Source organism: Dyadobacter sp. AC419 (genome assembly GCF_979253085.1).
Genome location: NZ_CEEDCD010000019.1, coordinates 14,853 through 41,073, shown reverse-complemented (window position 1 = coordinate 41,073; position 26,221 = coordinate 14,853). Strand labels below are relative to the sequence as shown.

Here is a 26,221-nt window from a genome sequence, read left to right as displayed (position 1 = left end):
TTAGTCTCTTCAAATGCCATCAATAGCTGAAAACATAAATCAAATAGAAAAAGGATTAAAACGGGAAACCCGTTTGATTGCGGTAACAAAAACCAAGCCTGAAGAAGTTCTCATGGAAGCGTATCACGCTGGCTGCAAGCGCTTCGGAGAAAATAAAGTGCAGGAAATGACCGCCAAAAATGAGGCGCTGCCCAAGGATATTGAATGGCACATGATCGGTCATTTACAGTCTAACAAGGTGAAATACATGGCACCTTACGTGACACTTGTGCATTCGGTTGACAGTTTTAAACTATTGAAAGAGATTGATAAAGAGGCAAAGAAAAATGACCGCATTATCGATTGTCTGCTTCAAATTTTCATCGCGCAGGAAGAAACGAAGTTCGGCCTGTCAGAAGAAGAAGCTGTTGAAATAGTTACTTCCCCGGAATTGCCGACGTTGAAAAACATCCGCATTGCTGGTCTAATGGGCATGGCCTCAAATACTGATAACGAGCAAGCAGTAAGGAACGAATTCCGCGGATTAAAAGCACTTTTTGAGTCGTTTAAACAATATAATAATGATCAAATCGACATGCGCGAGCTTTCCATGGGCATGAGCGCCGACTATAACATTGCGATGGAAGAAGGCAGCACGCTTGTACGCGTCGGAAGTGCCATTTTCGGATCACGGTAACGCAATCACACTTCTAACTTTATCCCTTACAAATTCAAAAGACAGCTGCGAACAAGGCAGCCCGTTTTGTCTTGCAAAAACAGCATTCTCCTGTCTCCCATAAGCGCCGGAATAAGGATTATAAGCGGGGAAATCATTGAGCGATCCCATTAATATCACCCCAAAAGTGCCCGTTGCATTGCCCAAATGCGATGGTCCGCTATCCAGGCCAATGAAATAAGACGCCCGTCTGATAACCTCGGCTGTTTCCAGAATCGTAAGCTGTCCGCACAGGTTGCGGTAAGCACTTGTCTTAACCGAAAGATTACTTTTCAGGCCAATTTCAACGATTTGATAAGGATAATTATCGGACAGCCATTGGATCAAATGTTCCCATTTTTCAGCGGGCCAATCTTTCGGCGCGTAGTTAGACTGGCAATGCAATACAATGAATGGCTGATCTAAATGCAGCGAATCCACTTTACTACGGTGACTTTCCTGCAAATAAAGCCTCGGCTGATCATCGGCTGGAAACGCTGCTTTTTCAGGAATGAGGTCGCCCGTTTGTGCGAAAACTTCCAGCAGGTTGCCGAAGTTGAAGTAATTGTAAATGTTAATGTTACGCCGCGCAGCAACCGGATTATCTATAAAAACCTGGCACTTTGGGCAATGATTATTATTAGTGAATTGCAATTGAATGACCTCGTCGAAAATGCCGGTGTCAAGCAGCGTTTTTCTTTCCGTCACACAAAATTCCTTGAAAACCTCGTCAATGGAAGGATTGTGCGCAACCAGTTCCTGAAATGACGGCTTCACAAACCAAACAATGTGCGCATCCGGATGCAATGCGCGCACATAACGCGAAATGGGTTCCGCTGCCACAATGTCACCAAAATGCTCGGTGCGGATGATCGCAATCAGCTTTTGACCCTTTTTTAATTTGCCTTTTACGCCTTTGAAATGAAGCCACGCCTGATAACCAAGGAGATGGGCTTTGCCAATGTGCGTATATTTAAAGTAACGATGAGTCCAGAGCGCTTTGAAGCTTTTTAAGGTCATTTGCTAGTATATTCTACAATGCGCAAGTGCGGTTAACCTGCATTTTAAAAGCGCGCAAGATAATAAAATTGAAACAAAGAGTTGGTTGCGGTTCATTCCGAACATAACTTTACAACCTTGCCTTAGGGGAAAAGAATCCGCCTCAATCGGCTCAGACGACAATTTTTAACTGATATATTAAACAATTATTATGAAATTCATGATTCAGGCGGGAGGGATTTTGGGAGCACTTGCGGTCGCATTGGGCGCATTTGGTGCGCATGCATTAAAGGGAATGCTCGAAGCGTCGGGACGAAGTGAGACATTTGAAACTGCCGTGAAATATCAGTTTTACCACGCGATTGCAATGGTTTTGGTTGGGTTGTTAATGCAACGCGCAGGCACGGATGCCATTAAATTACTGGGCTGGTCGGGTAATGCATTTGCGATTGGCGTAATCATTTTTTCAGGATCACTTTACGCAATCTGCTTCACCGGCATCACAAAATTCGGCGCAACCGCTCCTATTGGCGGCGTGGCCTTAATCGCGGGCTGGGTGTTACTGATTTTGGCTGCGGGGAAACTTTAATTTTACCCTCTCGAAAGCGTGAATGGCCGCTGTGCATCTATTTTCAGGAATACGAAAAGCAAGATTGAAAATGACCAGAGCGAGGATCCTCCGTAACTAAAAAACGGCAGCGGAATCCCGATTACGGGCATCAACCCGATCGTCATGCCAATGTTGACCATGAAGTGGAAGAAAATAATCCCGGCCACGCAGTAACCGTAAACGCGCGCAAACCGGCTTCGCTGTCGCTCCGCAAGCACAATCAGCCTTGCAATTAATGACACAAAAAGCACAACTACAATAGCAGAGCCAATAAAACCGTGCTCCTCGCCTACTGTGCAAAATATAAAGTCGGTGCTTTGCTCGGGTACGAAGTCAAATTTGGTCTGTGTTCCCTGCAAAAATCCTTTTCCTGCAAATCCACCGGAGCCAATTGCGATCTTGGATTGGATCACGTTCCAGCCAATTCCGCGTGGATCTGAATCTGGGTCCAAAAGCACCATAATACGGCCTCTCTGGTGTTTTTGAAGGACATTATTCATGAAAAAGTCTACACCAAAAACAATCCCGATCATGACAAATGCGACAATAATAGTGGCCCAAAGCCCGCCCCGGCGCCGCGTCATCACCGGCATAAGCCATATTGCCAAACCAGCGATTACAATGATCGCCCCGGCAATATACCATTTAACAAAAAGCAATGTAATGATCAGCAAAGCAGCCGTCACAATGCCGATTGCAGGAATAAATCCAGGCATTCCCTCGCGGTAAAGTACAATCGCAAATGATGCAAAAACGAGCATAGACCCCGTTTCATTCGATAAAAGAATCAGAAATGCAGGCAATGCAATGATTCCCATAATGGGATAATAATCTTTCAGCTTGCGAGTAAGACTGATCGCGGGATCACTCAGATATTTTGAAATCGCCAGACTGATCGCCAACTTGGAAAACTCCGCAGGTTGCAGCGAAAAAGAGCCGAATTTGATCCACGAACGCGAACCGTTAATGTTGGAACCTGCAAACAAAACGACGACCAGCAGGAAAATAATGACCGCGTATATAATGAAGGAGAATGTTTCGTAGAATTTGTAATCGATGACAAGGATGCAAATGATCAGCAAAGCCGCTGTTCCGATCCACATAAGCTGCTTTCCTGCATTATTCCCCAGATCGAACATGCTCATATTCACCTCCGGATTGTAAACTGCAGCGTAAATGTTCACCCAGCCAATGCCCAGACAGGCGATGTAAATAAGCACCACCATCCAGTCTACATTCTTCGTTATCGGCTTACTTTCTGCCATTGGTGTGTTATTGTTTTTTAGGTGCTGTTACCGGTTTAGTAGCCGGCTTTTTCTTCAATGAATCGGCATTAATCAGTTTTTTCTTCAACGAATCGGCTGAGATCGGCTTCTTCTGACCTGGCAAAATTACTTTGCTCATCAAATCCGCTTTGAACATGCGCTCTTCCAATGCTTTATTGGTGATCTTTCTTGTCAGATATTTTTCAATGATCAAGTTGGCAATCGGCGCAGCGGCCGAACCTTCCTGCTCCTGCATTTTCAACAAAAACGGCAATGGCAATTTTTGGATTTTCAACGGGTGCAAATGCGATGAAGATCGAGTGGTCATCGCCTCGTTTGTTTTGAGACGTTCCCGTTTTTCCAGCAATGGTGATGCCTTCCACACGCGATCTGCGCGCCGTTCCGCCTTCCACCGCGCCGATCATGCCTTCAATAACAGGGTCAAAATTGTGTGAAGCGACGCCGGTTTCGTGTTTTATCAAAAACTCGGGATTCACTTTTTTGCCATCACCCACGCCGTGGATTACGTGCGGCGTGTAGAAATAACCTTTATTGGCAATGATTGCGGCCACATTCGCCATTTTCAAAGGCGTAATCAGCAACTCGCCTTCACCAATGCTGAGTGAGTAAATGTTTGAGAACTTCCAGCGATACTCGCCGTAAAAGCGGTCATAATATTTTTTATTCGGCAAATTCCCTTTGTATTCACTGGGAAGGTCAATTCCCAACCTTTGACCGATCCCGAACTTGCTGATCGCATCATGCCAGGCGTCCAGCCCAACGGCAGAAGCTTTGAATGTATTCTGAATGTTATTTTTATAAATGATCCGCCTGAAAACATTGTAGAAATAGGGGTTGCAGGAGTGCATAACGCCCAAAGCCACTGTTCCTGTTGCCGGGTGATTGTGGCAGCCGACGGGGCAATTGGCATGTGTAAAACCACTTTCCGGCGTAATCACGCCTTCCTGCAAACCGATCAATGCCTGGATCAGTTTGAATGTAGAACCTGGCCTGTAACTCGCCATAACAGGTCTGTTAAACAGCGGCTTATATGGGTTTCGCGCCAGCGCAGCATAGTTTTTGGAAAAATATCGACTTGCGAGAATGTTCGGATCATAAGTCGGAGCAGAAACCATTGAAATGATCTGGCCGGTTTTGGGTTCAATGGCCACAACGCTTCCCACCTTGTTTACCATCAGACTATCCGCATATTGCTGCACTTCGAGGTCAATTCCGGAATAGAGATTTTCACCTGCAACGGCCATTGTGTCCAATTCACCGCCTTTCCAGGGGCCTTTGTAAACGCCGCTCACGTTCTGCATGACGAACTTTGTCCCACGCTTGCCTCGGAGTTCATTTTCATAAATTTTCTCAATCCCGCTTTGTCCAATGTAATCGCTTTGCCGATAATAAGGCTCTTCCTGCTTTTCCAGCTGGCCCCTTGTGATCTCACTCACATAACCGAGCGTGTTGGCAAGCGTCGGGGCGGTGTAAGTTCTGAGGGAGCTTTTGGCAAACTCAAAACCTGCATAATCGACCATAATGTCCTGAATGGATGCAAAATCCTCTTTGGACAGCTGACGGAGAAATAAGGATGGTTTCACGCGGCTATATGCGCTCGCGGCGTTCATTAAGCTGTCGAAATCACGGCGCTCAATGCCCAAAACCTGGCAAAAACGAAGCGTATCCTCCACCCGTGCCTTGTATGGCGTCACCAGCAAATCGTAAACGGGGGTGTTGTAAACGATGAGCTTTCCCGTGCGGTCATAGATCTGACCACGAAAAGGGATTTCAATAACGCGTTTAATGGAATTACTGGACGATTCGATGGAGTAACTTTCGTCCAAAACCTGTAAGTAGAAAAGTCGTAATAAGTAGATTATCCCTACTAAAGCAAAAAAACCAATGATGACAAAGCGACGACTTTCAAGCATTCTGCACTAAAAATTCCTGTTCTCTATTTTCACACGAAGTTCGTCATATCACAAGACTTATCAAAGCCCGAAAATACGTTTACTCGCCTTTTGCTTCCACCATCACAACATTTTCTTTGTCAATGACAACGGCGCCTTCGGGAAGTCCTTTGGGTTTACGCACAAATTTCTTGGGCGTGTAAATCACCGGGCATAAGGAATCGTTTTTTCGCTTCGAATAAAATGCAGCCAATTCCGCCGCGCGCTCGATAACGGGCGCTGGAAAATTCCTTCCCGGCTGGTTTTTGATCACCACATGCGAGCCAGTTACGTCCTTTGCATGCAGCCAAAGGTCATCTTTGGAAGCATATTGTTTGGTCAAAACATCATTATTCTTTGCATTGCGACCGATGAGAATGGTGTAACCCATGAATTCCACTTTTTTAAACAAATCGGTTGCTGTAACCGGCGCTTTGGTTTGATCGAGTCCGTTGGCTTTGATGTAAGCGCGCAGTTCGCGCAATGATTCAATGGTCTCAATTTTAGCCAGATGATTAGTCAGATTTTGCCGTTCTGCTTCCCGAGCGCTCAAACTGTCATTCAATCTGCCCAGCTCAATTTTCTCATTTTTGGCCTTCCGATAATATCCTTCCGCATTTTTTTGCGCGCTCAGGTCTTTTTTCAACTTCACAGTTATCGGCTGATCGCGGTAAAAATCAAAAAGCTCAATTTTTTCAGTCCGCTCTGGAATGGCATGCAGATTAGCCATAATAATGTTGCCGATCTCATCATTCTTGGTCGCTTCTTCCAGCTCGACGAGTTTCTTGAAGGTGTTTTCGAGATAATTATCGGTTTGCGTTAACCGTTTTTTCAACATTCGCATGATCTCAGATTTCTCTTTTTCAATGCCGCTGAGCCGAATGTAAGCGAGATAAAATGCATTCAGCGCTTCAATTGGGTCATCATATGGTGCAATGATCTCTCCAACCGCCAAGAGGGAAAGAGCCGGAACGAGTTCTATTTTCGCTAGATAAAAAGGCGGCGCATTCAACTTAACCAGTGTCTGCTGAATGACTTCCCACTTTTCTGCTGCATTGCCTGAATCCTTTATTTTATCAGTTAAAAAAGCATTTACAAGCTTCCCAAATGTGGGAAACAAAGCTTCGAAATGCTCATTATTTTGGACAAATGCCTCGTAAGACTGGTCAATGTTGCGGTACAGAGATTCAGAAGTGATCGCCTTATCCGCAGGAAGCTTATTATTGAAAAGCTGCGTCGCTATGCCTTCACTATTTAATGCAATGAGGTTAGAACGATTCCCGAAAAGCTTGAAAACAAGCTTTTTACCATCTTCAAAACTGATTTGAATCGCACGTTCGTTCTGATAAACCTCAACAAATTCAACTTTTTGGTTTTGAAAATCTGTGAAAAGATTGACACTATTCCGCCGCGCACGATCGAAACTATCCGGAAAGCTCAGGCAAGCAAAGTTGGACCTTAATGTTGCTTTGATAAAAAACGGATCAACGAGATTTTCACCATCGGCGGACGCGTCGAAAACGAGAATGAGTTCGTCTTTTTCCTGACTAAATGCTTCAATGAAGGTTTTTCCGGCCAGTTGCTGATGCAAAGCCGGGGCAAGCTGTTTTAAAAAATAATAATTCTGGTGCACGGCATTTCTGATAATTCAGCGCAAAAGTAGGCACTTTTAAACTAAACCGGTCACAGCGGCCAATCTCTCCGCCTCAGCCCGAACCGCATCAAGGAAACCATGTTGCGACAGCCAAGAGTCATTATAATAAGTATCCTGATAACGCTCGCCCGAATCGCAGATCAGCGTCACGATAGAACCTTTCAAATCCTGCTCCTTCATTTCCTGCGCCAGTTGCAAAGCGCCCCAGAAATTGGTGCCAGTCGAGCCTCCTACTCTCCTATTCAGCAGTTTCGACAACGTTTTCATCGCAGCAAAACTCGCCGCATCCGGCACCTGGATCATATGGTCAACGACCGTTGGAATAAAAGATGGCTCCACCCTGGGGCGGCCAATTCCTTCAATTCTTGACCCGAAATCACTGCAAACGCCGGGATCATTCGTTTGCCAGCAATCGTAAAACACAGAGTTTTCAGGATCAACGACGCAGATCTTGCTCACATAACGCTCGTAACGCACATAACGGCCCAATGTCGCGGAAGTTTCCGCCCGTGCCCGCGCCAATCACAATCCAGGTTGGAACAGGGTGCGCTTCAAACTGCATTTGTCGGAAAATGGATTCGGCAATGTTGTTGTTGCCACGCCAATCCGTCGCCCGTTCGGCGTAGGTGAACTGGTCCATAAAATGACCGTTATTCTCTTCCGCAATGCGTCTTGACACATCATAAACTTCCGCTGGATGATTGACAAAATGACATTTTCCGCCATAAAACTCAATCGCCTGCACCTTATCCTGACTCGTCGTTTTTGGCATCACCGCAATAAAGGGCAAACCCAGTAACCTAGCAAAATAAGCCTCAGAAACAGCCGTAGAGCCGCTAGAAGCCTCCACAACCATTGTCCCTTCCTGAATCCATCCATTGCAAAGCGCATATAAAAACAGCGACCGCGACAACCGATGCTTCAAACTCCCCGAAGGATGCGTCGATTCATCCTTAAAATAAAAATCAACCCCCTGAAAAGCTGGCAATTGCAAAGGAATCAAATGCGTATCCGCCGACCGCTGATAATCCGCCTCAATCTTGGTTATGGCCGCGGTTACCCAGGAATTAGACATATTCGTTTCAAACTTTTGTTAATAATGCGCGCAAGAACGGAATATTTCAAGCCAATTTTGAGTTCTTGTTTCGGAAACATAACTTCTTTGGACGTTAATAGAAAGGTTACTAATTTGTAAAAAATTAAAACGAAGAATATGGAACAGGCGACTAAACTGAACTCAATGCAGTTGTTTATGCTCAAAATGTTCGAAAAGCAACTGAGTAGCAAACAAGAAAAAGAAATCAAGCAGTTGCTTTCTGAATATTTTGCGAGGCAGATCGACGAGGAAATGGACGAGATTTGGGCAGGGCGCGGTCTTTCGCAAAAGGATTTAGACGAAGAGTCGATTACACATTCACGCGTTTAAAAATCTTCATTGCCTACATTTTCTCCTCAAGTACGTTTCCACGTCGATATTTTATTTACAAAAGCCCGTCCCAGAGGGACACTCTGTTTCTAGAAAACCCCGGTTATGAAAGAATAAACAACTCCGGCGGAGTTGCCTTATGCCACGAATAAGGAGGCCCCGCCGGGGCCGAAACCGTTACATGATCTCCTTTGCTAGAAGAGGAGGCCCCGCGGGGGCAAATAAACTTCGTACGCTCACCTTAGAACATGAGCCTCGTCTGGGGTCAAAACTAGAGAAGCTTTCCAAAATCGGAAAGCTTCTACAATATTACCACTACACTTGAAATCTTAATGCACCGACGATGGATCAACCTTGGTTTTGCCGCTCTTGGTCCAAAGAACGAAGGGAACGCAGATGAGGAACATAAGTCCGAGATATAGGAACACGTCCATGTAGGACATCACCTGCGCCTGTTTCGTGACCGTGTAATCCAGAATCTTGTAGCCACTTTTCAATGCGACATCCGCAGGCATTCCTTTCGCCATAAATGATTGTTGCAAACCTTCAACGCGCTGCATTACAGACGGATTGTTTACGTCCAGCTTGCTTACGAGGTCATTTCGGTGCAGCATGTTTTGTCTGGCGAGATAGGTCGTGATCACGGCCACGCCGAACGAACCGCCCAACTGCCGCATCATCCCCGTAAATGCGGCTCCTTCGCCGATTTCTCTTCCTTTCAATGTCGACAATGCTAATGTTGTGATTGGCACGAAAAGTAATCCCAGACCAATTCCGCGCACGATCAGCATGTTAAAAAATGCGTCTTTTCCAGTATCAGGAGTCAGGATTAAATAACCCCAGTAACTATAAATAAAGAAGAAGACCATTCCGGCTGAAACCAGATATTGCTGTTTTACGCCGCGCTGAATGAGCTGACCGACAATGGGCATCATCATGGCGGTAACGATGGCGGCCGGCACCATCAGCATCCCCGATTGTGTCGCCGTCCAGCCTAATGTGGCCTGAGTGTACAATGGAATGATGAATGTGGAGCCGTATAATCCGAATCCGAGAATGAAGGATAAGATTGTCCCGACGCGCAGGTTGCCATTGGCCAAAACCCGCAGGTTAACGATGGGATTTTTATAAGTCCATTCGCGCCAGATGAAGAAAAAGAATCCAAAAACGGAGGTTACGGTCAATAGAATGATGATTTCGTCATTAAACCAGTCTTCTTCCTGCCCTTTTTCCAACACATATTGAAGAGAACCCACCGAAATAGCCAGCAACACGATCCCCCAGTAATCAATTTCATTGGCTGCCTTCTTCTGCGAATATCTTGGGCTTCTCACAAATTGTAAAGTCAGCATCGCGGCGATAATGCCGAGCGGAATGTTGATATAAAATATGTAAGGCCAGCTGTAATGATCCACAATGTAACCTCCCAGCGGCGGACCCAATGTTGGTCCCACGATCACACCCAGACCGTAAATAGCCTGCGCGATCCCGCGTTTTTCGGGTGGGTAACTTTCGGTGATCAATGTTTGTGCGGTTACGAGCAATGCGCCGCCGCCTAATCCTTGTATCAATCTGAAAAATACGAGTTCCCAGATGTTGTTCGCGTTACCGCAGAGAAATGACGCAACGGTAAAGATAATGATCGAAGCTGCAAAGTAATTCCGGCGGCCAAACTGCTGTGAAAGCCAGCTGGTCATGGGCACAATGATCACATTACCAATGGCATAGGCCGTAATAACCCAGCTCACTTCGGATAATGTGCCACCCAGGTTTCCCCGCATGTCGTTGAGCGCGACGTTGACAATGGTGGTGTCAACGATTTCGAGCAACGCGCACAGTACAGCTGTTATCGTAATAATGACCCTGCGGAAACCATATTCGACGAGTGATTCCTGTAATTCCATTTAATTTGGGTTTAAGGTCAGTGTGCTGATCCTTAGTTCAATTCCACATCCACGAACACGTTCATGCCCGGTCTCAATTCTGCAATGCGCTTGTCATCTGGCTGCGTAAATTCAATTCTTACCGGCAGTCGTTGCACCACTTTCACGAAATTTCCGCTTGCATTGTCAGGAGGAAGCAAAGCGAATCTTGCACCCGTTGCTGGCGAGAATGATGCCACTTTTGCCTCAAATTCATGTTCAGGATAAGCATCCACGTGGATTTTCACATGTTGTCCTAATTTCATTTTGGTCAGCTGCGTCTCTTTGAAATTCGCAACAACCCAGGGCTCAGTGGTTGAGATAATGCTGAACAGCGACTGACCTGCCTGCAAAAACTGGCCAACCTGCGCATTTACTTTCGAAACGCGGCCGTCTGTTGGTGCTGTGATCACTGTGTAAGACAGATTCAATTCCGCATTAGCAATCTCTGCCTGGCGCGCTTTAATGTTGGCATTAGCAACATTGGTCTGCACAGAAGTGGCGCGTGTTTGCTGTCCTGCGGCTTTTGCCTGACGTTCCGCTGCGTTTTTCTGCGCAACCAACACGGCCAGCTGGCGTTCTGCTTTTTGCTTAGTCGCAGATGCCTGCTCGTATTCTTGTTGTGTGATCGAATGGTCTTTGATCAGGTTCTCATAACGGGCAAAATCCTGATTTGCACGCCATACATTCACTTTCGCTTCTTCAATCTGCGCTTCTACGATCGAGACATTCGCCTGATAGGTAATTCCGCTGGCCTGAGATGCATTGGTTGTCGCATTAGCCACGACCAGATTTCCTTGTGATCCTGCCAATCCTGCTTTCGCTTGTTCCAATTTGATCAATTGATCACGGTTATCAAGAACGATCAATGTGTCGCCTTTTTTGACGGTTTGATTGTCTTTAACCTTAATTTCTGTTACATAACCCGATATTCTGGGAATTACAGGGCTAATGTTCGCGTCGATCTGCGCGTCGTCTGTTTCTTCGTGGTGCAATCCGTGGTTGTATTTGTTAAAACCCCAGGTTCCGCCGATCGCAATCAGCACGCAAAGAATGATCACGAATGTGTAGCTTTTCTTTTTTGGAGCTTCCTCGGTTTCCAATGTATTTTGTCTGGTTTCCATTGTGTAATGTTGAATTTTGAATGACTGAATGAGTGAATGTCCGATATGATCTTCGGTTAATTAATCACTCCGGCTGATTGTTCTAGTTTTTTGTAGGCTACGATGGCGTCGGCTTTGGCGGCTTCGTAGTTGATGCGGGACTGCACCTGGGCGACGTCTGCATCTAGTAATTCTGTGGTGGTTACCAGACTGTTATCGTATTTGTTTTTGGTAATCCGGTAATTTTCGTCGGCTTGCTCCACTGCTTTGGCGTACACGTCGATTTTTCTTTTGCTCAAAACATAATTGTAATAAGCCGTGTTGACTTCCAAATGAATGCGGTCCAGCAGGATCTCTTCATTTGTTTTCAGCTGATAAACTTTCGTTCTCGCTTGCTGAATTTTTGCACCCGATTTCCAGAGTGATCCAATGTCATATCGTACGCCGATTCCTGCATTCATCGCATTTGGAATCGTGGCAACGCCTGGGATGCTTAGTGCAACATAACCTGCTGTGAGGGCAACATTGGGATAAAAATCCGCCTTGGCAACCTTAATGTCTGTATTAGCGGCCTTCTGGCGGATGCCGTTGGCTGCAATGTCTTTGCGATGCGAAATGGCCGTTTGCTCCCACTCTGCCGCATTGCCTTCTTCTTTTAATGTGATAAAACTCGCTGAATCCGCTGCCAGCACCGTGTTTTCGGGCATGCCCAGCAGGAGGTTCATATTAATGGTGGTTACTTTCAAATCGTTTTCCGCATCCAGCAAAGCAAGTTCAATGTTCGATTCCTGCAACTTCGCTTTCATCAAATCGTTGCGCGCCAGCATGCCGTTCTTTTCACGGTTTGTAAATTCCGCCACACGTTCGCGCTCCCGTAGAAGATTTTCTGCAACCAAATCCACCGATTTTCTGGCCTTATATAAATTGCTGTAAGCCGCCACCGTATTCTGGATCACAGCATCGCGATCATTTTCAGCATCCAGTTTAGCCGCTTGTTCCAGATAATGCGCTGATTCCAAGCCATATTTAAACCTGAAACCCGAGAAAATCGGCAGGGATGCGCTTGCCATGCCATACATCACCTGATGCACTTCCGGAGAACTCGTTTGCGTGCTATCGTCTCCGTTCCTCGGCAATTTGAGGTTAATGTTTGGCGAGTTCAATCTCAGATAAGAGCCTGAAACACTCAGACTTGGCAACTGATTTTCCTTGATTTGCTTAATGCCCAGACCGGCAAGATCTACATTGGTCTGACTTAATTTGAGCTGCTTGCTGTTTTTCAAACTCATATCAATCGCTTCTTCCAGCGTTAATTTTCGCGGGTCCTGAGCGAACGAATGAGCGGTTGCGGCGAGCCAGAACACGCTGGCGATCGCAAAAACCATTCTTCTAGTCCTGGTTGTGGTGTTCATTAGTTACTGTTGATTTAAATAAACTCTTTAAGTGCTGGCTCAACTTTCTTCTCAAATGGATCTGAAATTCAGCCTCTTCCATTTCTTCAAGTCCATTGATGCGCTTGTAAAAATCCTGGGTCGCGATCGCATAATTAATCGTGCCATATAATGTGGTGGTCATCAGGCTCAGATCAATGTTTTTGCGAAATGCGCCTACGGCCTGACCTTCTTCGATCAGCTTCTGCATCAGCTGCACATTCCGCAGTTTCAAAGTCCTGATATGCTCCGAAATTGTCGGCGTCCGCTCCGAAGAAAGCTGCTCGCGCATCATAATGTTGTGAAAGCATTGATTTCCCATCAGGCGGTCAATGGCGCTGTCGATTAGAATGTTGATTTTTTGAATCGGAATCAGGTCCTCATTGCTGAGCAGGGTTTCCATCCGGGAGCGGGACTCGCCCATGCGCATCGCGAAGAGGGCTTCGATCAGTTTTTCCTTCGATCCGAAATAGTATGAGATCATCGACACGTTCACATTGGCCTCCTGCGCAATGTCACGCACCGAAGTCCCCGCAAAGCCCTTGTCCGCAAACAACCGCTCTGCGACTTCTATGATTTGTATTTGTTTGGTGCTGTATTCCATTTTTAGCCTCATTAGCAGGCATTAATGAAACGTCTTCTGCTAATGATGATGCAAATTTAAGAGCTCCAAAAGCAAAAATCAAACGCTTGTTTGATTTTACTAAACAAACGTTTGATTAATGGAAGGATTTATTAAATAAATACCATTAAAATTTTTTTAATGTCGGAAAGAGGCTTGCTGGAAGCTATTTGACGCGTTGTGGATTTTCGCTGACAAATGCACCCCAGCCGCCCTTTTTGGATTTTTTGGAAGATCCTGAGGAAACGGAAGCAGGGGAATTGGCGTGATATTGATGGCAAATGGCGATCGCGATGCCGTCCGTCGCGTCCATGAATTCGCGGCTCAGCTCCATATTCAGGATTTTTTCGAGCATGTAAGCGACTTGCTCTTTGGAAGCGCTGCCGCTGCCGGTCACCGATTGTTTTACTTTTTTGGGAGAATACTCAACGATGGGAATGTCTCTGGCCAGCGCTGCGGCCATTGCCACACCCTGCGCCCGGCCCAGTTTGAGCATTGACTGCGGATTTTTCCCGTAAAATGGATCTTCAATTGCCATTTCATCGGGCAAATACTCTTCGATAAGCTGGGTGATCCGCTCAAAGATTTTCTTTTAACTTCAATTCGTGCGTAGTATATTTGTTCAGATGAATCACACCATATTGAACCAAAGTAATGTGCTGGCCTTTCACCGAAATCACGCCGTAACCCATCACCTGGGTGCCGGGATCCACTCCAATAATCACCTTTTCGGTAGCGTCGGCTTGCTGCATTTTAATCATGGTGCAAGATAAGGAACTCTCTACTCCGAAAGAAAAAAGAAACCTGCAAAACCTGCTCTGGCTGGGCAAGCTCTTTTTAACGCTCCTCATACTGAGTTACATCTATAAAACCTTTCGAAATGAGCAAAAAGGAATTGGCGACGTCAGCGCTGTTTTTCGCGATATCTTCATTTTTGATCATTTCCTGGTGCTTTTGCTCATGTTTATCCTCGTGCCGGTTAACTGGGCATTGGAAAGTTTGAAATGGCAGCAAGACTGGCTAAAAAAGTGGTTGATATCAGCTTCCGTGACGCATTCCGGGGCACATTAACAGGCCTTGCATTCGGCGTTGCAGCGCCTGCACAGCTTGGTGCGTACACCATTGGTCGCGTGGCTGCATTTGAAGTCCTCGATCCGGCGATTGGAAGCGATTGGTGCCGCCATTGTTTCGAACGGCATCCAGTTTTATGTTTCCGTTCTTGCCGGAGCGCTGGGCTGGATCCATTTGCAGGATAAAATAGACCTGGCCGCGCAGACAAAGCAGCTGATTAATACATTGATCGCTGCGGTGATCATAGGTGGAATTTTGGTGGTCTGGTTTCGAAAGCCGCTCACAGACTGGCATCCGCAAAAACCGATTTTCATTAAAGCGCACGCTTATCTGCGCATCATTGGCAACTATTCGGGCTGGGACATCGGGCTTTCCACATTGTATGGATTGCTTCGTTATACCGTGTTTTTGAGTCAATTTGTGCTCGCGTTGTCGCTGTTTGATTTTCCCGTGGCGCCTTCTGAGCTGGCTTCCGCTGTTTCATTGATTTTTTTGGCTAAAACACTGATTCCCGCCATCAATGTTTTGGGCGATCTGGGACTGCGGGAATTCACTGCTTTACTTGTTTTTGAACAATACAATTTGCCGCCGGAAGAAATCATTGCGGCCACTTTTCTGGTCTGGATACTCAATGTGCTCGGACCAATACTGATCGGTATTTTCCTGATCTGGAAATACAAATGGAGTAAGACAAAACGCGCAAACTCCAACAACTGACTCAATGACAACACATTATTTGCTTTCCTGGCTCGTGCCTCTACTCTGGTTCCTCATTCTGAGTTATTCCGTTTTCACTTTCGTACTCACTTTTTTCTGGAACCGGATCAAGCCGGCGGGTAATTTTAACTTTGATAAAAAGGATCTTTATTACGGTCATTGTGCCCGTACGGAATGAAGCAGACAACATTGGTTTTCTATTAAATGATCTGGATCAACAACATTTCCCACACGAGCAATTCGAAGTTCTCATCATGGACGACGGCTCCACTGACCGCACTGCTGCCATTGCACAAGCTTTTGCAGCGCATTCCCAGGTGAATCTGCAATTAATTCCATTGCCGGACACGGCAACAACTTCTCCTAAAAAACGCGCAATCGAAACGGCTATCACCCGCGCAAAAGGAAATCTGATCGTGACTACGGATGGCGATTGCCGCATGGGATCGGGCTGGTTACAGGCGATAGCCGCTTGTTATGCAGCCACCCAGGCTAAATTGATCAGTGCGCCGGTCACTTTTTCAGAAGAAACATCCGTTACAGATCATTTGCAAACCGTTGAATTCGCGAGCCTGATCGGAAGTGGCGCGAGTGCAATTGCCGCCGGGTATCCTTCGTTATGCAATGGCGCAAACCTCGCTTATGAGAAAAACGCCTTTATCGAAGTCGGCGGTTTTGAGGGCGTGCGGCACATTGCCTCGGGGGATGATGAATTTTTAATGCATAAGATCGCGGCAAAATATCCCAAAGGCGTCCATTTCTTGAAAGATGCGCGAGCCATTGCTACGACGAAAGCGCACAACAACTGGCAGGCGTTTTTCCGTCAGCGGAAACGTTGGGCTAGCAAATGGAAGCATTATCAAAGCAAAACCCCGCTTTTCCTGGCGCTTTACATATTTGCCTGCAACTTTTCATTGCTCATGAGCGGGCTGCTTTTTGCGCTCGGCATGCTTGATTCGTTTACATTTCTGAGCCTGCTTTCTGCCAAATGTCTGCCTGAATGGTTGTTCCTAGGCTCGGTTCTGAACTTCCTGAAAAAGCCGAAATCTGTCTTTTACATACCGGTCACGCAAGTTATTTACCCCTTCTATGTATGCTTTTTCGGACTTGCGGCACAAAGGCCATCATATGAATGGAAAGGCCGGAAACTGGTTTGATGAGAAACCAAAAAACCACCCGTTGAGGTGGTTTCGTGGCGAAACAGTTGAGCTGGATAAGCAAAACACATGCTGTTATCTTAAATATTCAATGCCGTTACGTCGTATAAAAAGAATTTATCAATGACGTCTAATGTGATGGAGGAGGGTGTTAAACGCAGAAAAATGTTACGGAAGTAAACGGCCACGTGGCTTTGCAGCTGGCCAAACTTCCCGAGTTTCAAGCTGGATTCAACAATGGATTTGGCGCGCGGAAATTGAATGGCTTCATAACGTTGAAAGGCAACTTCTGTCGGTCCATATTTTCGGATCACTTCTGCTAAAACGTACGCACCTTCAATTGCAAGGCAGCCACCCTGCCCGAGACTTGGCGTTGTCGGATGTGCCGCGTCTCCGAGCAAGGTGCAATTGCCTTTTGTCCACCCTTTTGATGGAATCCGGTCTGAAAGGTTGGATTTCAAAAGTTGCTTTGTGCTGGATATCAGTTTGGGAATGGGCTCGTGCCAGTTACTGAAAATGCTTTGCAGCCTTCCTTTCGCTTCTTCATCTGTTTCGTTAGCATCAAACGTATCATTTTGTGTGGCCCACCAGCCTATCCGGCCATGTTTTATTGGAATGATCCCTACGCGGTGACCACGCCCATACGTTTCGCTTGTCCCTTCGATTTGCAAATTCGTTTCAGCGACTCCAAACCAGACATGATAACCGCGAAATATGGGTTCACCATCGCCGATGATGCCTTCTCTCACCACCGAATGAATACCGTCTGCACCTATCAGCGCATCAAACGTTTTGCTGGAACCATTGGTGAAATGCAAAGTAACACGGCCGTCCGGCAGGTTTTCAAATGATGCAAGTGTATGATCTGTATGAAGCGATGCTTCAACGTTTTTTAGTAAAATGGAATGTAATGTTTGTCGATGAACGCAGATGGCAGGAAGCTGATAGCGTGGCTCGGTTTGGGCGAGGATGTCCCCTTTTTCCGTTTTTAAAATGATTTTGTTGATTTCTCCGCCCGCATCCATCACTTCTTTTGCGAAGCCGAGTTGTTTGAACACCCGCAATGCATTCGGAAACAAACATATCGCAGCATTGCTTTCCTCGAAGACAGGCTTTTTCTCAAAGACGTGACAATTGAAACGTGTGTTTTTAAGACAAATTGCCAATGTCAGGCCAGCGATGCCTCCACCAATGATTGCGATATCTTTGGTTTGCATCTCGATTATTGTGGGTTATTAATGCTTTATAATCTTCTCAGTTTGAACCGTTCCGTCTTCTCCCGTCAAACTTAAAATGTAAATTCCGGCAGGAAACTCTTCGAGACCAATTCGTTTTTCTGTCATATTTCTCAACTCCTTCACACTCCACTCTTTTACTTTCACACCCGCATTGTCTGATTAACCTGCAGGTTTTTCAATGAATACCAATCCGCAAGGTCAACCGTCAGCCAGCCGTCGGCTGGATTCGGGTACACCTTCGCGCGCTCTGCCCTTTTGAACATCATGGTACGCAAACTGCTATACGTAAATGTTCCGTCTGCGTCCACCATTTTGAGGCGATAGAGATTTTCACCATTCACCGGGTCGTTATGTTCGAATGAATAACTTTTATCAACCTTGCTTTGCCCAGTCGCCATAACCTTCCCGACATCGCGCCATTCACTCCCATCGGCACTGTGCTGGATTATAAAGTGATCTGCATTGGTTTCCTCAGAAGTCTTCCACACAAGTTGTATAAGCTTTTCAATGTTCATAACTGTGAAATTTATAAGTTTAACTGGTAGTACGCTGCCGGAGGTTGTTGCTGTGATTGCCCAAAGTTCCTGGCTCACAACATCTTCTTCCAAATGGTGATTGTTTATATCCACGGCGTCTTGTTGGCTGGCACCGACAATTTGTTTGACTGTTCGCAAAAGAAAATTGCAACAAGGCCTCATCATTATCATTCAGCTCGGAGACATCATATCGCATTCCTACTTTCCCGGTGAAATTAAGAGACGTTACAATGGTATAGAGCCGCGTAATGCTATTAGAAGGCTTACCATTTACTGACTGATTTACACGAGTAAACGTCTTATCTTCCAAAAGCAAATCAGCCGCCGGTGTGAGTGCAAGTCCATCGCTGTATATGGTTGCACCCGTTCCCACCAGCACCTTTCCGTCATATGTGTTTAGTTGTGCTTCGCTTTGCCTGCTCGCAAGAAGGCAGAATAAGAAACACAGGGATCTGTATTTATATATCATTAGTCTATTTTCCAAAATTACCTGAAAATCAACCCCTTTCGATACTACTGTCTTACGACTAGACGTCCAGTGAAATAGCAACCGATAGGCTGGACGAATAAATTCACGCCTGGATTTCCGTTATATACCTGCACAAAAAACTGGTCTCCAACTGCCCCCATGCATTCCCGAGTCAGAAATAGCTGACCGTTGGAGCTCATATCAAAAAACTGCGAGCATCTGGCGATTTCAACAGTTACACCATTTCGAATTCTTATTAATCTCATTTCTGGTGACATGCTTTCATTCGAGGTGTTAAATTGAAGTGATATACTAAATTGATAAATGCCGTCTAACGGTGTCATGAACGTGCTATAATTTATAGAATTAGCGTCCGTAAAATTATCTCCCAAATCATATTCTTCTGATGCAAAGGGAACTTTAAATAGCCCTGCTGGCAACTTTTCACTCCCTCCACCCTTGACCCCACTAGCGGCGAAAGCAACCGAACTAGCTAAATTCTGCCAAGTTGCATAACCATTCGCATCTGACATGAGCACATTTCCTGCTCCAATCGTCTGACCCGGCCCGTGGATTTGCAACCTGCCGTTCACTTCCAAAGCTGTCCCGCTAACGTTTGGTGCGGATGCAAGAACGCCCCTCCCATTCGAGCTTGCGTTTCCAACGACGCCAGTGCCACTTGCCGTAGCGCCTCTAATCCCGATTGCATTTACAGCAATTCCACTTATGGCTACGGATGAAGCATTTAGGTCATTGTTGTTTATAAGGAACAAAGGACCGCTGTTCGTTCCTATTTGTGAGAAAGGCAATGTCAAAGCAGCCGACCCTGCACCCATGATGCTCCATGTAGGATTGCCGGGCGTTCCTGAATTGTAGTAAAACCCAGCTTTTCCCAACCCCGCATTCGTATTATAGATAAGCAATGCCGTCGCTGGATTTGGGATTGTTGCATTATCCGTGAGCGATTGTAAAGAGATTCGGGGAATTAGTAAGCCTTTATTCGTTCCGGCGACTTCCAGTGAGGCGCTGGGGTCAGGGTTGTTTGTGTTCACGCCCACGCTTTGGGCGAAGAGACTTTGGCTGCACCATAGGAGGAGCATTGTAATGGTAACCTTGATAATCTCTTTACGCAATGCGCCTTTGCGCTGCACGTCTAAATGTAAAGTTCTTTGTTTCATCATTTTCTAAATGTTTTGCGTGAGACCATAGCGATAAGGCAATGTGTTTTTGGCGTTTCGTGGCATAAGGTTCTGCAAAAAACGAGGACTGACAACAATCCGATGAGTGAGTGGTCGGTGCCGATTATTTTAAGGAAAGTGTTTACGGTGGGCGTAATTCACGAAGCTTCCTTGATTTGCAGCAAGCAAAAAATGTGATTTTGACCGAAGGAAAAGTAATCCCTGCCGGTTGCACATTGGACTGTGAGTGGGTTCAAATGATCCTGCTATTTGCTGCCCATATAATTTTATCACAAACCAAATCAATTGATGAAACACCTCTACAGAAAAAACTGGCAACAATGCTTTGTGATTGCACAAGTCTCACCTGGCGCTCGTCAGCATAAAACTACATGGCCAGCCTATTTACAATGTCAAAAACGTGAATCAGACAGGCTTAACGGTATATAATGATTCCAAACCATTTCGAACGCTGGCCTACTCCACCGATCCCGCGGGACAAAGAAGCAGTTGCGATTGGGAAGCCTGACCGAAGGAGGTTTGCCGCCTATTGAGATCGTTGCACGTGATGCGAATAACAATGCCAGTCACTTTGTATTCAACAAAAACACTAACAAGTTTGAAAGCGACAATCCGCTGTTTACGAGTGAAGACGGGATAAGCACATTGTGGGGATTTCAGGAACTACTGAAAATATCCGGGATCGATTTAATTGGATCGGTTACGATGGAACAGGGGCTGTACCAATAAAAGTTGAAATGGTGGAAACCTTGATATCGTCGGCTGGCTTTGTTAACTCTAATCAAGTCTTGCATATTGGCAAGTCCATTTCGGGGAAATCGCCTGTTCGGATTGATGTGCTTGGATTTTTAATGGCCGTGGCGGTTGGTAAGCATAAATATGGATTGCCCGCGGATTATGATGACCCAAGCGCCGAAAGCTGCTCCGAATTCCTGAGCATTAATGAAGGCATATCCACTGCAATGGCTTGTTACCTGAAGAAATAAGATTGAAGGCGGCCCAGTATACAATTGGAAAATGGGAGACGGCATATTTGTGACTACCCAAGCTAACTTAAAGGATCCTAAAACTTTTGGCTCAGCCGACACTTATTTCGGCGAGAACTATGTGAACACTTGCAGCGCAAAATATAAGCCGTATCCCAACAGCAGCATTGTCTATCATTGTTACTATCTGATCGCAGAGGGTTCAGGTGGATTTAAAACCAACGACAACGGAATTTCATATAATTTCCCCGGTCTCGGCGTAGAAAAGGCTATCCAGATCTTGTGGGAAACATTGCCAAAACTTTCAACATTCTCGGATTTCAAGGGTATGCGCAAAAAGACGCTTAAGACCGTGCATCAAATGGGCTTTCCGATTGGATCCATAGAAGACCATAACTGTTAGAAGGGCTTGGCAGGCAGTAGGAATAGGCGACGACTTACCGATTTATAACGCGGATTGTCTTGCGGGAAAAGATAAAGCGCTCATTACGTGGCATAACGGAATGATGAAGGCCAATGTCCGTTTCAGCACGGCGGAAGTCTGCAAAGAATAGCACGAAGATCAGCACCCTCGTTGATTGTGCAAGCACTCCGGAAATAACGACAAGAATATACAACCCCGAAGGCCATGGCGACTTCATCGACACCGACGACCCAGATGCACATCGTACACATTTGACAACGATGTAGCGCTGTCGAAATCTGGCACAACGGTGCATGCTTGTATCACTCAGGCCAAATCTCACTTCAAAAATGTGCTCAAGGATCACAGGTCTTGATGGCAACGGGTTGGTTAAAATCAACACATGTCCTGGGCTCGCCAACGAACGATTTTCAGCCTGGTTTTGAGAAAAAATGAAAACACAGCTCAATTTCAATGTTAATGAAAAGGCATTGAGCCTGGATCAGATTGCGGGTACATTCTTTCAAGGGATCTATCAATTTGGTAGGGACCCTTCTTTTGTCGAGAACAGCGATGGCATTGCAATCCAAATAGCATTGTCGGATATTTTTGGGTTAGAAGTAAATAATGAATTTCGTGTAGCAAATAATCTCAATGCCGTTTGGACGAATTGGGTCCGACGTGTTCGGAGGCTCGGGATCGATGACGCAGCTTTTCAGATCCGACATTGAAAGGCCAGTTGAAATTTTTCAACGGACAAGGTTGGTCCTCTGCTACTCCGCAACAAAAAGCGGGCGTCTGGACGCAATTTTATCATTTAATAAGCAATGGGTCCGATCCGGTGAACGGTTTTACAAACGAGATGGGACTTACCAAGTTCATCCTTAAACTCGATCCGGGCCTTGCCGAAAAGTATCAGATGTTCGAAGCTTCTGACCAAGTTCTTGTCCGAACCCACTTTTGGTGCAATGGCGCTTGCTGTTCTGTCCTCAGTGGCTAGCAACGGTTATAAAGAATCATCGTCGACCTGGAAAACGTGCCGGGATGCACTTGACTGCGTTCTGGGGCGATATGGTGAAAACCCGCCGGGTTTGTGGGCCATTGATGAAAACGGCAATGAAGTAAAACAAAGGGCAAACCCTGGGACGCGCAATTCCGGGCCAATGTGACTTATGTGGGCAAAGAAGGAGATCGACTCTTCGAAGTTTCAGAAAGCTCCACGTTTAAGGATGCCGACGCTCCGGTATATCGCGCATTTCAGCACACGTCCGAAACCCTGCTGCCTTACATTGACTGAGAAAGATCCTGGCCGACAAACAAGCACCGCCAAATTTTATCTAGAAGGGTGCAAAGAAATATTTTGTTCGCAGCCGGCTTTACAGTGCGTACGGATCAGGTTGCATTAGCCAGATTGGCGAAGAACTGAAATGCCGTGATTTAGAGAAAATGTTGGGCAATTGGAGCCCAACCCTGGAAGTTACCACCGCTCCGATCATTTCTTCGGCTTTGAGTCCGCTCGAATATGATGAAGTGACTGCATGGGGCAACATATTTCGAATGGGAACAACGCCGGCGCTGCCGGATATATTTTGCGGGTGACCGATCAAACCGGCATAGTGCCAGAACAAGACTCTCTGCTGGAAGCAACAACAGATGCTACCGAAGTGAAAGAACTTGCTTTGGCGCAGGATCGCCAGTACAGCTGGCAAGTCGTCGCAATGCATAAGCTCGGTTCGGAAGAAGGCGTGACCTGGGACAAGGGCTCCAAGAAGTTTCAAACAACAGGACTTTTGGATACAGACGCTTTTGGACCATGGACAGACATCATATCATTTAAAACGACACTGCCTGAAACTCCATTGAAGGTTCCTCCCGGGCCTGCCAACGGACAACATATTCCGCCATTTGGTGAAGACATTCTGCTTTCAGCGGAAGAAGTCCGGTGCCGACGGTTACCGTTACCAGATCCAGGACAAGAAAGACGATATGGAAACGCCACTGGTGTTATATGATCATGAGGACCTGAGATTGCCGGCAGTTGCAGATGGCAAAGTTTACACCTGGTCGTTTGAGCCGTATAGAGAAATCACACTTCCTTTTATTACGGAGATAGAGTTTGGCAAAAAGTACTTTTCGTCATTTGTACTCGATTATTCGCTGATTCCGGCACCAAACCTTGTATCTCCGATTGACAATTTCACCGTTCTTTCAAATTTGATGCTGTCACTGATTTCCTTTGATGGTCAGTTCACCGGGACTGCTCAATAGAGTATGAAGTGGTTTGGTCCAAAGACAATGTTGTGATTAATAATGGCAATAAATCAACGATGGAAACCATGGTTCAGATCAAAGGAACACAACAACTCCCCGAAGACATTAATGGGGGATTTAAATGGCGGGTGCGGGCGAAAGCCATGGATGAAGAGGGGAAATGGATGGTTGGGCCTTATTCGGAATATCATTCGTATTGGTTACAACCCGTTGAATCAAACTTGTGGCATCCCAACTCTGGATAATGGCTTGCTTGATTACCGAAAAGTCGAGTTTGACTGGGGTAAGCAATGGGCGCCAAACGGTTATCTTTTTAGATTGTTTCAAGGAGACAAGCTGGTCTTTGAAAAAGAAACATTCGACACCGAAATGATATTGACCAACTTGTATTCAGACACAGATTACACCTGGGATGTGCGCTGCAATGAACAATACGCCAGTCGGAACGCATTTTTCGTCGCCATACTTATTCAAATATTTCAAAACCATGAGTGGGGTCAATGATAACGATGCGGGAAAAATCAAGGAATATAACCCCGACGACGAACAGCAACCCAATGAAGATCCCCAGCCGGAAGACGAAACCGCAGATCCCAAAGTGAAAGGCAATCTGGGATTCACGCTGGATTTAGATGACAACGACGGTGCAGTGAGCCTGGGTACGCTTGAATTCAGATGCACTGTAACACGGCCAGATGGCATTGTTGACTACGCTTCTGTTGGAGATGATGCGAACCCGATCAGTTTTGCTCCTATCTCCTTTGCATTAAACAACGGTGATCTCAATGAAATGCTGGGTACATATACTGTGAACATTGAGCTTATAGCAGTAAACAATGAGCACGATTTTGCGGAAGATCCGACGTTCACATTCACCCTGATTGAAATCGATTCTATAAGCAACACATTGATCGGAACGAAGCAGAATACTAGGAACGATAACAGGCAGATATGTTGGGTCATATATCCAATTCACTTTTGATTACAAACCTCAATAAGTTTAAATTTATGAAAAACATATTGTTTAAAACACTGTTTACCGTATTGTGTTTACTTAATGTTGGCAATTCATTTGCTCAAAATAGTAATAGCAACCCGATAGACTTTCACAAAAGGGTGTCATTTCACATGCCAGAGGTTGAGCGGAGATCATTAATCATCTTCCCCAATCCCGCCAGCGGCAAAATCCGTGTGCATTCTTCAAGTCAGTTATGAGGGTTTACTGGGAAGTAATCGATAAAACGGGCAGGAATATTACGCAGCCACAGCCTTGGAATCCGGAGGATCTGGATATCTCCCAACTGGAAAGCGGATTATATATTCTGAGATTGAAAAAGGAAAAGGAAATCTATTCGCAAAAACTGGTCGTTGCAAAAAACGCAGATAGACGATTAACCCTTGTAAAAAACAGTAAAAAGGCTGCCCTCAAAACTTGGGACAGCCTTTTTTGTTATCACATAACGCTATATAAAACTCTATTAACCGGCGGAGAGGGGCTCACAAATTTGTAAAATGTGATACTGACCGAAGGAGGATAAGTGCCTTACTATTAGACAAAAATAATGGTCACAAAAACGTTACTTTTTTTGTGACCACCTAATCCCTGTTTGGGTGATAATGTAAAATTCCAGGGGTCTTGCAAATCACTCGCTTGCAAGTGCCCTTTTATTTGGAAGACGAGCGGCCTTTGATCTCCTTAATCTCGTTCTGCATTTCTTGTAACATCTTCATCAACTGCTGCATATCTGTCTGCGGCTCGGGAAGTTCCTTGCTGTGGAAACTATAATATTCCCAAAGCTCAATCACTTCTGACAAAGGAACCGTGTAAGCAAAATACTGCTTGTTGAACGACTGCAAAAGCATTGTCCCGTCCGTATTAATGGTCACTTGCTTGAATACAAAATCCTGATCTCCTTTCAGGATCACGATGCAGGGCGTTTCCGGTTTAATGGTTGTCCAATCCTGCACATATCTTGTAATGATATCACTGCCTTCGGGCACCGGAAGCATGGAATCTCCAACTGTCGGGAACATGCGGAATGTACCGTTTTTGGGAAGCGTAGGAAGGCTGAATCGTGGTAAGCTCGCCAGGAATTCGGGATCGCTGTACCCCGATCGGTAACCTGCTTTTGCCTGCACAGGAACATATTCAATGTTCTCCTTTTCCTCCCGGTCAACGGTGATCGCCAGCACGCGAATGTTGTTGCCCTTCATGAAAAGCTCGCTGCCTTGTTCCAGGTCCTTCACTTTTTGCTCGGAAAGCTTGCTAAGGTCGACTTTCAGCAAACTATCAATGCTCATTCTGAAGAATTCAGAAAAGTGGATCAGATCGTCGATCGTCGGATTGGCTGTCCGTCCGCTCTCGTGCGCATTCAGCTTTACTCTGGTGATTCCCAGGCGCTCCGCGAGTGCTTCCTGGCTCAATTTGAGGCGCAAACGCAGATATCTGATATTAACCGACCAAAAAATTTCCTGACTTCCCATAACCGAATGATAT

34 protein-coding genes and 2 pseudogenes are annotated in these 26,221 nt (G+C 45.8%); 20 read left to right on the top strand and 16 right to left on the bottom strand.

The window, feature by feature from the left end; translation table 11 throughout:
- Nucleotides 1-13 precede the first annotated feature (13 nt).
- Nucleotides 14-676, top strand: a complete 663-nt coding sequence (locus AC0IYG_RS13745) for a YggS family pyridoxal phosphate-dependent enzyme (RefSeq protein ID WP_471711631.1) — start codon at nucleotides 14-16, stop codon at nucleotides 674-676.
- Here the strand turns inward: AC0IYG_RS13745 and AC0IYG_RS13740 are convergent.
- Nucleotides 668-1,714 (bottom strand): glycosyltransferase family 9 protein, encoded by a 1,047-nt coding sequence (locus AC0IYG_RS13740; protein ID WP_471711630.1) that lies wholly within the window; start codon nucleotides 1,712-1,714, stop codon nucleotides 668-670. The two genes, AC0IYG_RS13745 and AC0IYG_RS13740, sit on opposite strands and share 9 nt — an antisense overlap.
- Nucleotides 1,715-1,904: 190 nt before the next feature.
- Here AC0IYG_RS13740 and AC0IYG_RS13735 point away from each other — a divergent pair, with 190 nt between their 5' ends.
- Complete coding sequence (locus AC0IYG_RS13735; protein WP_471711629.1) at nucleotides 1,905-2,282, top strand: DUF423 domain-containing protein; 378 nt, start codon at nucleotides 1,905-1,907, stop codon at nucleotides 2,280-2,282.
- 2 nt (nucleotides 2,283-2,284) lie between these two features.
- On the opposite strand, the gene rodA is transcribed toward AC0IYG_RS13735, so the two are convergent.
- From rodA to AC0IYG_RS13710, 5 genes and pseudogenes are all read right to left on the bottom strand, one after another.
- A complete protein-coding gene (gene rodA, locus AC0IYG_RS13730; RefSeq protein ID WP_471711628.1) occupies nucleotides 2,285-3,568 on the bottom strand; it encodes a rod shape-determining protein RodA in 1,284 nt (427 codons plus the stop codon).
- Nucleotides 3,569-3,575: 7 nt separating this feature from the next.
- A pseudogene (mrdA, locus tag AC0IYG_RS13725) lies at nucleotides 3,576-5,502 on the bottom strand (penicillin-binding protein 2).
- Between the two features lie 79 nt (nucleotides 5,503-5,581).
- Nucleotides 5,582-7,153 (bottom strand): NFACT RNA binding domain-containing protein, encoded by a 1,572-nt coding sequence (locus AC0IYG_RS13720; RefSeq protein ID WP_471711627.1) that lies wholly within the window; start codon nucleotides 7,151-7,153, stop codon nucleotides 5,582-5,584.
- Nucleotides 7,154-7,189: 36 nt separating this feature from the next.
- A complete protein-coding gene (locus AC0IYG_RS13715; protein WP_471711626.1) occupies nucleotides 7,190-7,663 on the bottom strand; it encodes a pyridoxal-phosphate dependent enzyme in 474 nt (157 codons plus the stop codon).
- Entirely contained in the window at nucleotides 7,611-8,249 is a 639-nt protein-coding gene (locus AC0IYG_RS13710; RefSeq protein WP_471711625.1) for a PLP-dependent cysteine synthase family protein, read from the bottom strand. The genes AC0IYG_RS13715 and AC0IYG_RS13710 overlap by 53 nt, the downstream gene beginning before the upstream one ends.
- Nucleotides 8,250-8,387: 138 nt before the next feature.
- Here AC0IYG_RS13710 and AC0IYG_RS13705 point away from each other — a divergent pair, with 138 nt between their 5' ends.
- Complete coding sequence (locus tag AC0IYG_RS13705; protein WP_471711624.1) at nucleotides 8,388-8,600, top strand: hypothetical protein; 213 nt, start codon at nucleotides 8,388-8,390, stop codon at nucleotides 8,598-8,600.
- Nucleotides 8,601-8,929: 329 nt separating this feature from the next.
- On the opposite strand, the gene AC0IYG_RS13700 is transcribed toward AC0IYG_RS13705, so the two are convergent.
- From AC0IYG_RS13700 to ruvC, 5 genes and pseudogenes are all read right to left on the bottom strand, one after another.
- A complete protein-coding gene (locus AC0IYG_RS13700; protein ID WP_471711623.1) occupies nucleotides 8,930-10,504 on the bottom strand; it encodes a DHA2 family efflux MFS transporter permease subunit in 1,575 nt (524 codons plus the stop codon).
- Between the two features lie 32 nt (nucleotides 10,505-10,536).
- A complete protein-coding gene (locus tag AC0IYG_RS13695) occupies nucleotides 10,537-11,646 on the bottom strand; it encodes an HlyD family secretion protein (protein WP_471711622.1) in 1,110 nt (369 codons plus the stop codon).
- A 56-nt stretch (nucleotides 11,647-11,702) separates the two neighbouring features.
- Nucleotides 11,703-13,037, bottom strand: coding sequence for a TolC family protein (locus AC0IYG_RS13690; RefSeq protein ID WP_471711621.1), 1,335 nt, complete (start codon nucleotides 13,035-13,037; stop codon nucleotides 11,703-11,705).
- Nucleotides 13,015-13,659, bottom strand: coding sequence for a TetR/AcrR family transcriptional regulator (locus tag AC0IYG_RS13685; protein ID WP_471711620.1), 645 nt, complete (start codon nucleotides 13,657-13,659; stop codon nucleotides 13,015-13,017). Before AC0IYG_RS13685 ends, AC0IYG_RS13690 begins: the two co-directional genes overlap by 23 nt.
- Before the next feature lie 184 nt (nucleotides 13,660-13,843).
- Nucleotides 13,844-14,438, bottom strand: a pseudogene (gene ruvC, locus AC0IYG_RS13680) (crossover junction endodeoxyribonuclease RuvC).
- Here ruvC and AC0IYG_RS13675 point away from each other — a divergent pair.
- The 4 genes from AC0IYG_RS13675 to AC0IYG_RS13660 are packed head-to-tail and all read left to right on the top strand — an operon-like array spanning nucleotide 14,437 to nucleotide 16,622.
- Nucleotides 14,437-14,748 (top strand): hypothetical protein, encoded by a 312-nt coding sequence (locus tag AC0IYG_RS13675; protein WP_471711619.1) that lies wholly within the window; start codon nucleotides 14,437-14,439, stop codon nucleotides 14,746-14,748. The pseudogene ruvC and the gene AC0IYG_RS13675 sit on opposite strands and share 2 nt — an antisense overlap.
- 6 nt (nucleotides 14,749-14,754) lie before the next feature.
- Nucleotides 14,755-15,465, top strand: coding sequence for a hypothetical protein (locus AC0IYG_RS13670; protein WP_471711618.1), 711 nt, complete (start codon nucleotides 14,755-14,757; stop codon nucleotides 15,463-15,465).
- A gap of 4 nt (nucleotides 15,466-15,469) precedes the next feature.
- Nucleotides 15,470-15,643, top strand: coding sequence for a hypothetical protein (locus AC0IYG_RS13665; RefSeq protein WP_471711617.1), 174 nt, complete (start codon nucleotides 15,470-15,472; stop codon nucleotides 15,641-15,643).
- On the top strand, nucleotides 15,627-16,622 hold the full coding sequence (locus AC0IYG_RS13660; RefSeq protein ID WP_471711616.1) for a glycosyltransferase: 996 nt from the start codon (nucleotides 15,627-15,629) through the stop codon (nucleotides 16,620-16,622). Before AC0IYG_RS13665 ends, AC0IYG_RS13660 begins: the two co-directional genes overlap by 17 nt.
- Before the next feature lie 80 nt (nucleotides 16,623-16,702).
- Here AC0IYG_RS13660 and AC0IYG_RS13655 read toward each other — a convergent pair whose 3' ends face one another.
- From AC0IYG_RS13655 to AC0IYG_RS13640, 4 genes are all read right to left on the bottom strand, one after another.
- On the bottom strand, nucleotides 16,703-17,839 hold the full coding sequence (locus AC0IYG_RS13655; RefSeq protein WP_471711615.1) for an FAD-dependent monooxygenase: 1,137 nt from the start codon (nucleotides 17,837-17,839) through the stop codon (nucleotides 16,703-16,705).
- Nucleotides 17,840-17,857: 18 nt separating this feature from the next.
- Nucleotides 17,858-18,004, bottom strand: a complete 147-nt coding sequence (locus AC0IYG_RS13650) for a T9SS type A sorting domain-containing protein (protein WP_471711614.1) — start codon at nucleotides 18,002-18,004, stop codon at nucleotides 17,858-17,860.
- Complete coding sequence (locus AC0IYG_RS13645) at nucleotides 18,001-18,489, bottom strand: hypothetical protein (protein WP_471711613.1); 489 nt, start codon at nucleotides 18,487-18,489, stop codon at nucleotides 18,001-18,003. The genes AC0IYG_RS13650 and AC0IYG_RS13645 overlap by 4 nt, the downstream gene beginning before the upstream one ends.
- Nucleotides 18,490-18,909: 420 nt before the next feature.
- Nucleotides 18,910-20,046: a hypothetical protein gene (locus tag AC0IYG_RS13640; RefSeq protein ID WP_471711612.1), complete on the bottom strand. Its 1,137-nt coding sequence runs from the start codon at nucleotides 20,044-20,046 to the stop codon at nucleotides 18,910-18,912.
- 12 nt (nucleotides 20,047-20,058) lie between these two features.
- Here AC0IYG_RS13640 and AC0IYG_RS13635 point away from each other — a divergent pair, with 12 nt between their 5' ends.
- From AC0IYG_RS13635 to AC0IYG_RS13575, 13 genes are all read left to right on the top strand, one after another.
- Nucleotides 20,059-20,241 (top strand): hypothetical protein, encoded by a 183-nt coding sequence (locus tag AC0IYG_RS13635; RefSeq protein ID WP_471711611.1) that lies wholly within the window; start codon nucleotides 20,059-20,061, stop codon nucleotides 20,239-20,241.
- 318 nt (nucleotides 20,242-20,559) lie between these two features.
- The gene (locus AC0IYG_RS13630) at nucleotides 20,560-20,793 is read left to right on the top strand and encodes a hypothetical protein (RefSeq protein WP_471711610.1); all 234 of its coding nucleotides are present in this window, start codon (nucleotides 20,560-20,562) and stop codon (nucleotides 20,791-20,793) included.
- Between the two features lie 8 nt (nucleotides 20,794-20,801).
- A complete protein-coding gene (locus tag AC0IYG_RS13625) occupies nucleotides 20,802-21,050 on the top strand; it encodes a hypothetical protein (protein WP_471711609.1) in 249 nt (82 codons plus the stop codon).
- Nucleotides 21,051-21,081: 31 nt separating this feature from the next.
- Nucleotides 21,082-21,453: a M4 family metallopeptidase gene (locus AC0IYG_RS13620; protein WP_471711608.1), complete on the top strand. Its 372-nt coding sequence runs from the start codon at nucleotides 21,082-21,084 to the stop codon at nucleotides 21,451-21,453.
- A 452-nt stretch (nucleotides 21,454-21,905) separates the two neighbouring features.
- On the top strand, nucleotides 21,906-22,184 hold the full coding sequence (locus AC0IYG_RS13615) for a hypothetical protein (RefSeq protein WP_471711607.1): 279 nt from the start codon (nucleotides 21,906-21,908) through the stop codon (nucleotides 22,182-22,184).
- A gap of 213 nt (nucleotides 22,185-22,397) precedes the next feature.
- On the top strand, nucleotides 22,398-22,622 hold the full coding sequence (locus AC0IYG_RS13610; RefSeq protein WP_471711606.1) for a hypothetical protein: 225 nt from the start codon (nucleotides 22,398-22,400) through the stop codon (nucleotides 22,620-22,622).
- Between the two features lie 277 nt (nucleotides 22,623-22,899).
- The gene (locus AC0IYG_RS13605; protein ID WP_471711605.1) at nucleotides 22,900-23,052 is read left to right on the top strand and encodes a hypothetical protein; all 153 of its coding nucleotides are present in this window, start codon (nucleotides 22,900-22,902) and stop codon (nucleotides 23,050-23,052) included.
- A 17-nt stretch (nucleotides 23,053-23,069) separates the two neighbouring features.
- A complete protein-coding gene (locus tag AC0IYG_RS13600; RefSeq protein WP_471711604.1) occupies nucleotides 23,070-23,465 on the top strand; it encodes a hypothetical protein in 396 nt (131 codons plus the stop codon).
- Nucleotides 23,440-23,721 carry a hypothetical protein gene (locus AC0IYG_RS13595; protein WP_471711603.1) on the top strand — a complete coding sequence of 94 codons (282 nt, stop codon included), beginning with the start codon at nucleotides 23,440-23,442 and terminating at the stop codon, nucleotides 23,719-23,721. Before AC0IYG_RS13600 ends, AC0IYG_RS13595 begins: the two co-directional genes overlap by 26 nt.
- Before the next feature lie 8 nt (nucleotides 23,722-23,729).
- On the top strand, nucleotides 23,730-23,969 hold the full coding sequence (locus AC0IYG_RS13590; protein ID WP_471711602.1) for a hypothetical protein: 240 nt from the start codon (nucleotides 23,730-23,732) through the stop codon (nucleotides 23,967-23,969).
- Nucleotides 23,935-24,228 carry a hypothetical protein gene (locus tag AC0IYG_RS13585; protein ID WP_471711601.1) on the top strand — a complete coding sequence of 98 codons (294 nt, stop codon included), beginning with the start codon at nucleotides 23,935-23,937 and terminating at the stop codon, nucleotides 24,226-24,228. Before AC0IYG_RS13590 ends, AC0IYG_RS13585 begins: the two co-directional genes overlap by 35 nt.
- Complete coding sequence (locus tag AC0IYG_RS13580; protein WP_471711600.1) at nucleotides 24,212-24,706, top strand: hypothetical protein; 495 nt, start codon at nucleotides 24,212-24,214, stop codon at nucleotides 24,704-24,706. Before AC0IYG_RS13585 ends, AC0IYG_RS13580 begins: the two co-directional genes overlap by 17 nt.
- 229 nt (nucleotides 24,707-24,935) lie before the next feature.
- Nucleotides 24,936-25,235, top strand: coding sequence for a T9SS type A sorting domain-containing protein (locus AC0IYG_RS13575; protein WP_471711599.1), 300 nt, complete (start codon nucleotides 24,936-24,938; stop codon nucleotides 25,233-25,235).
- A 154-nt stretch (nucleotides 25,236-25,389) separates the two neighbouring features.
- Here AC0IYG_RS13575 and AC0IYG_RS13570 read toward each other — a convergent pair whose 3' ends face one another.
- The gene (locus AC0IYG_RS13570) at nucleotides 25,390-26,208 is read right to left on the bottom strand and encodes an XRE family transcriptional regulator (protein WP_471711598.1); all 819 of its coding nucleotides are present in this window, start codon (nucleotides 26,206-26,208) and stop codon (nucleotides 25,390-25,392) included.
- Between the last annotated feature and the right edge of the window lie 13 nt (nucleotides 26,209-26,221).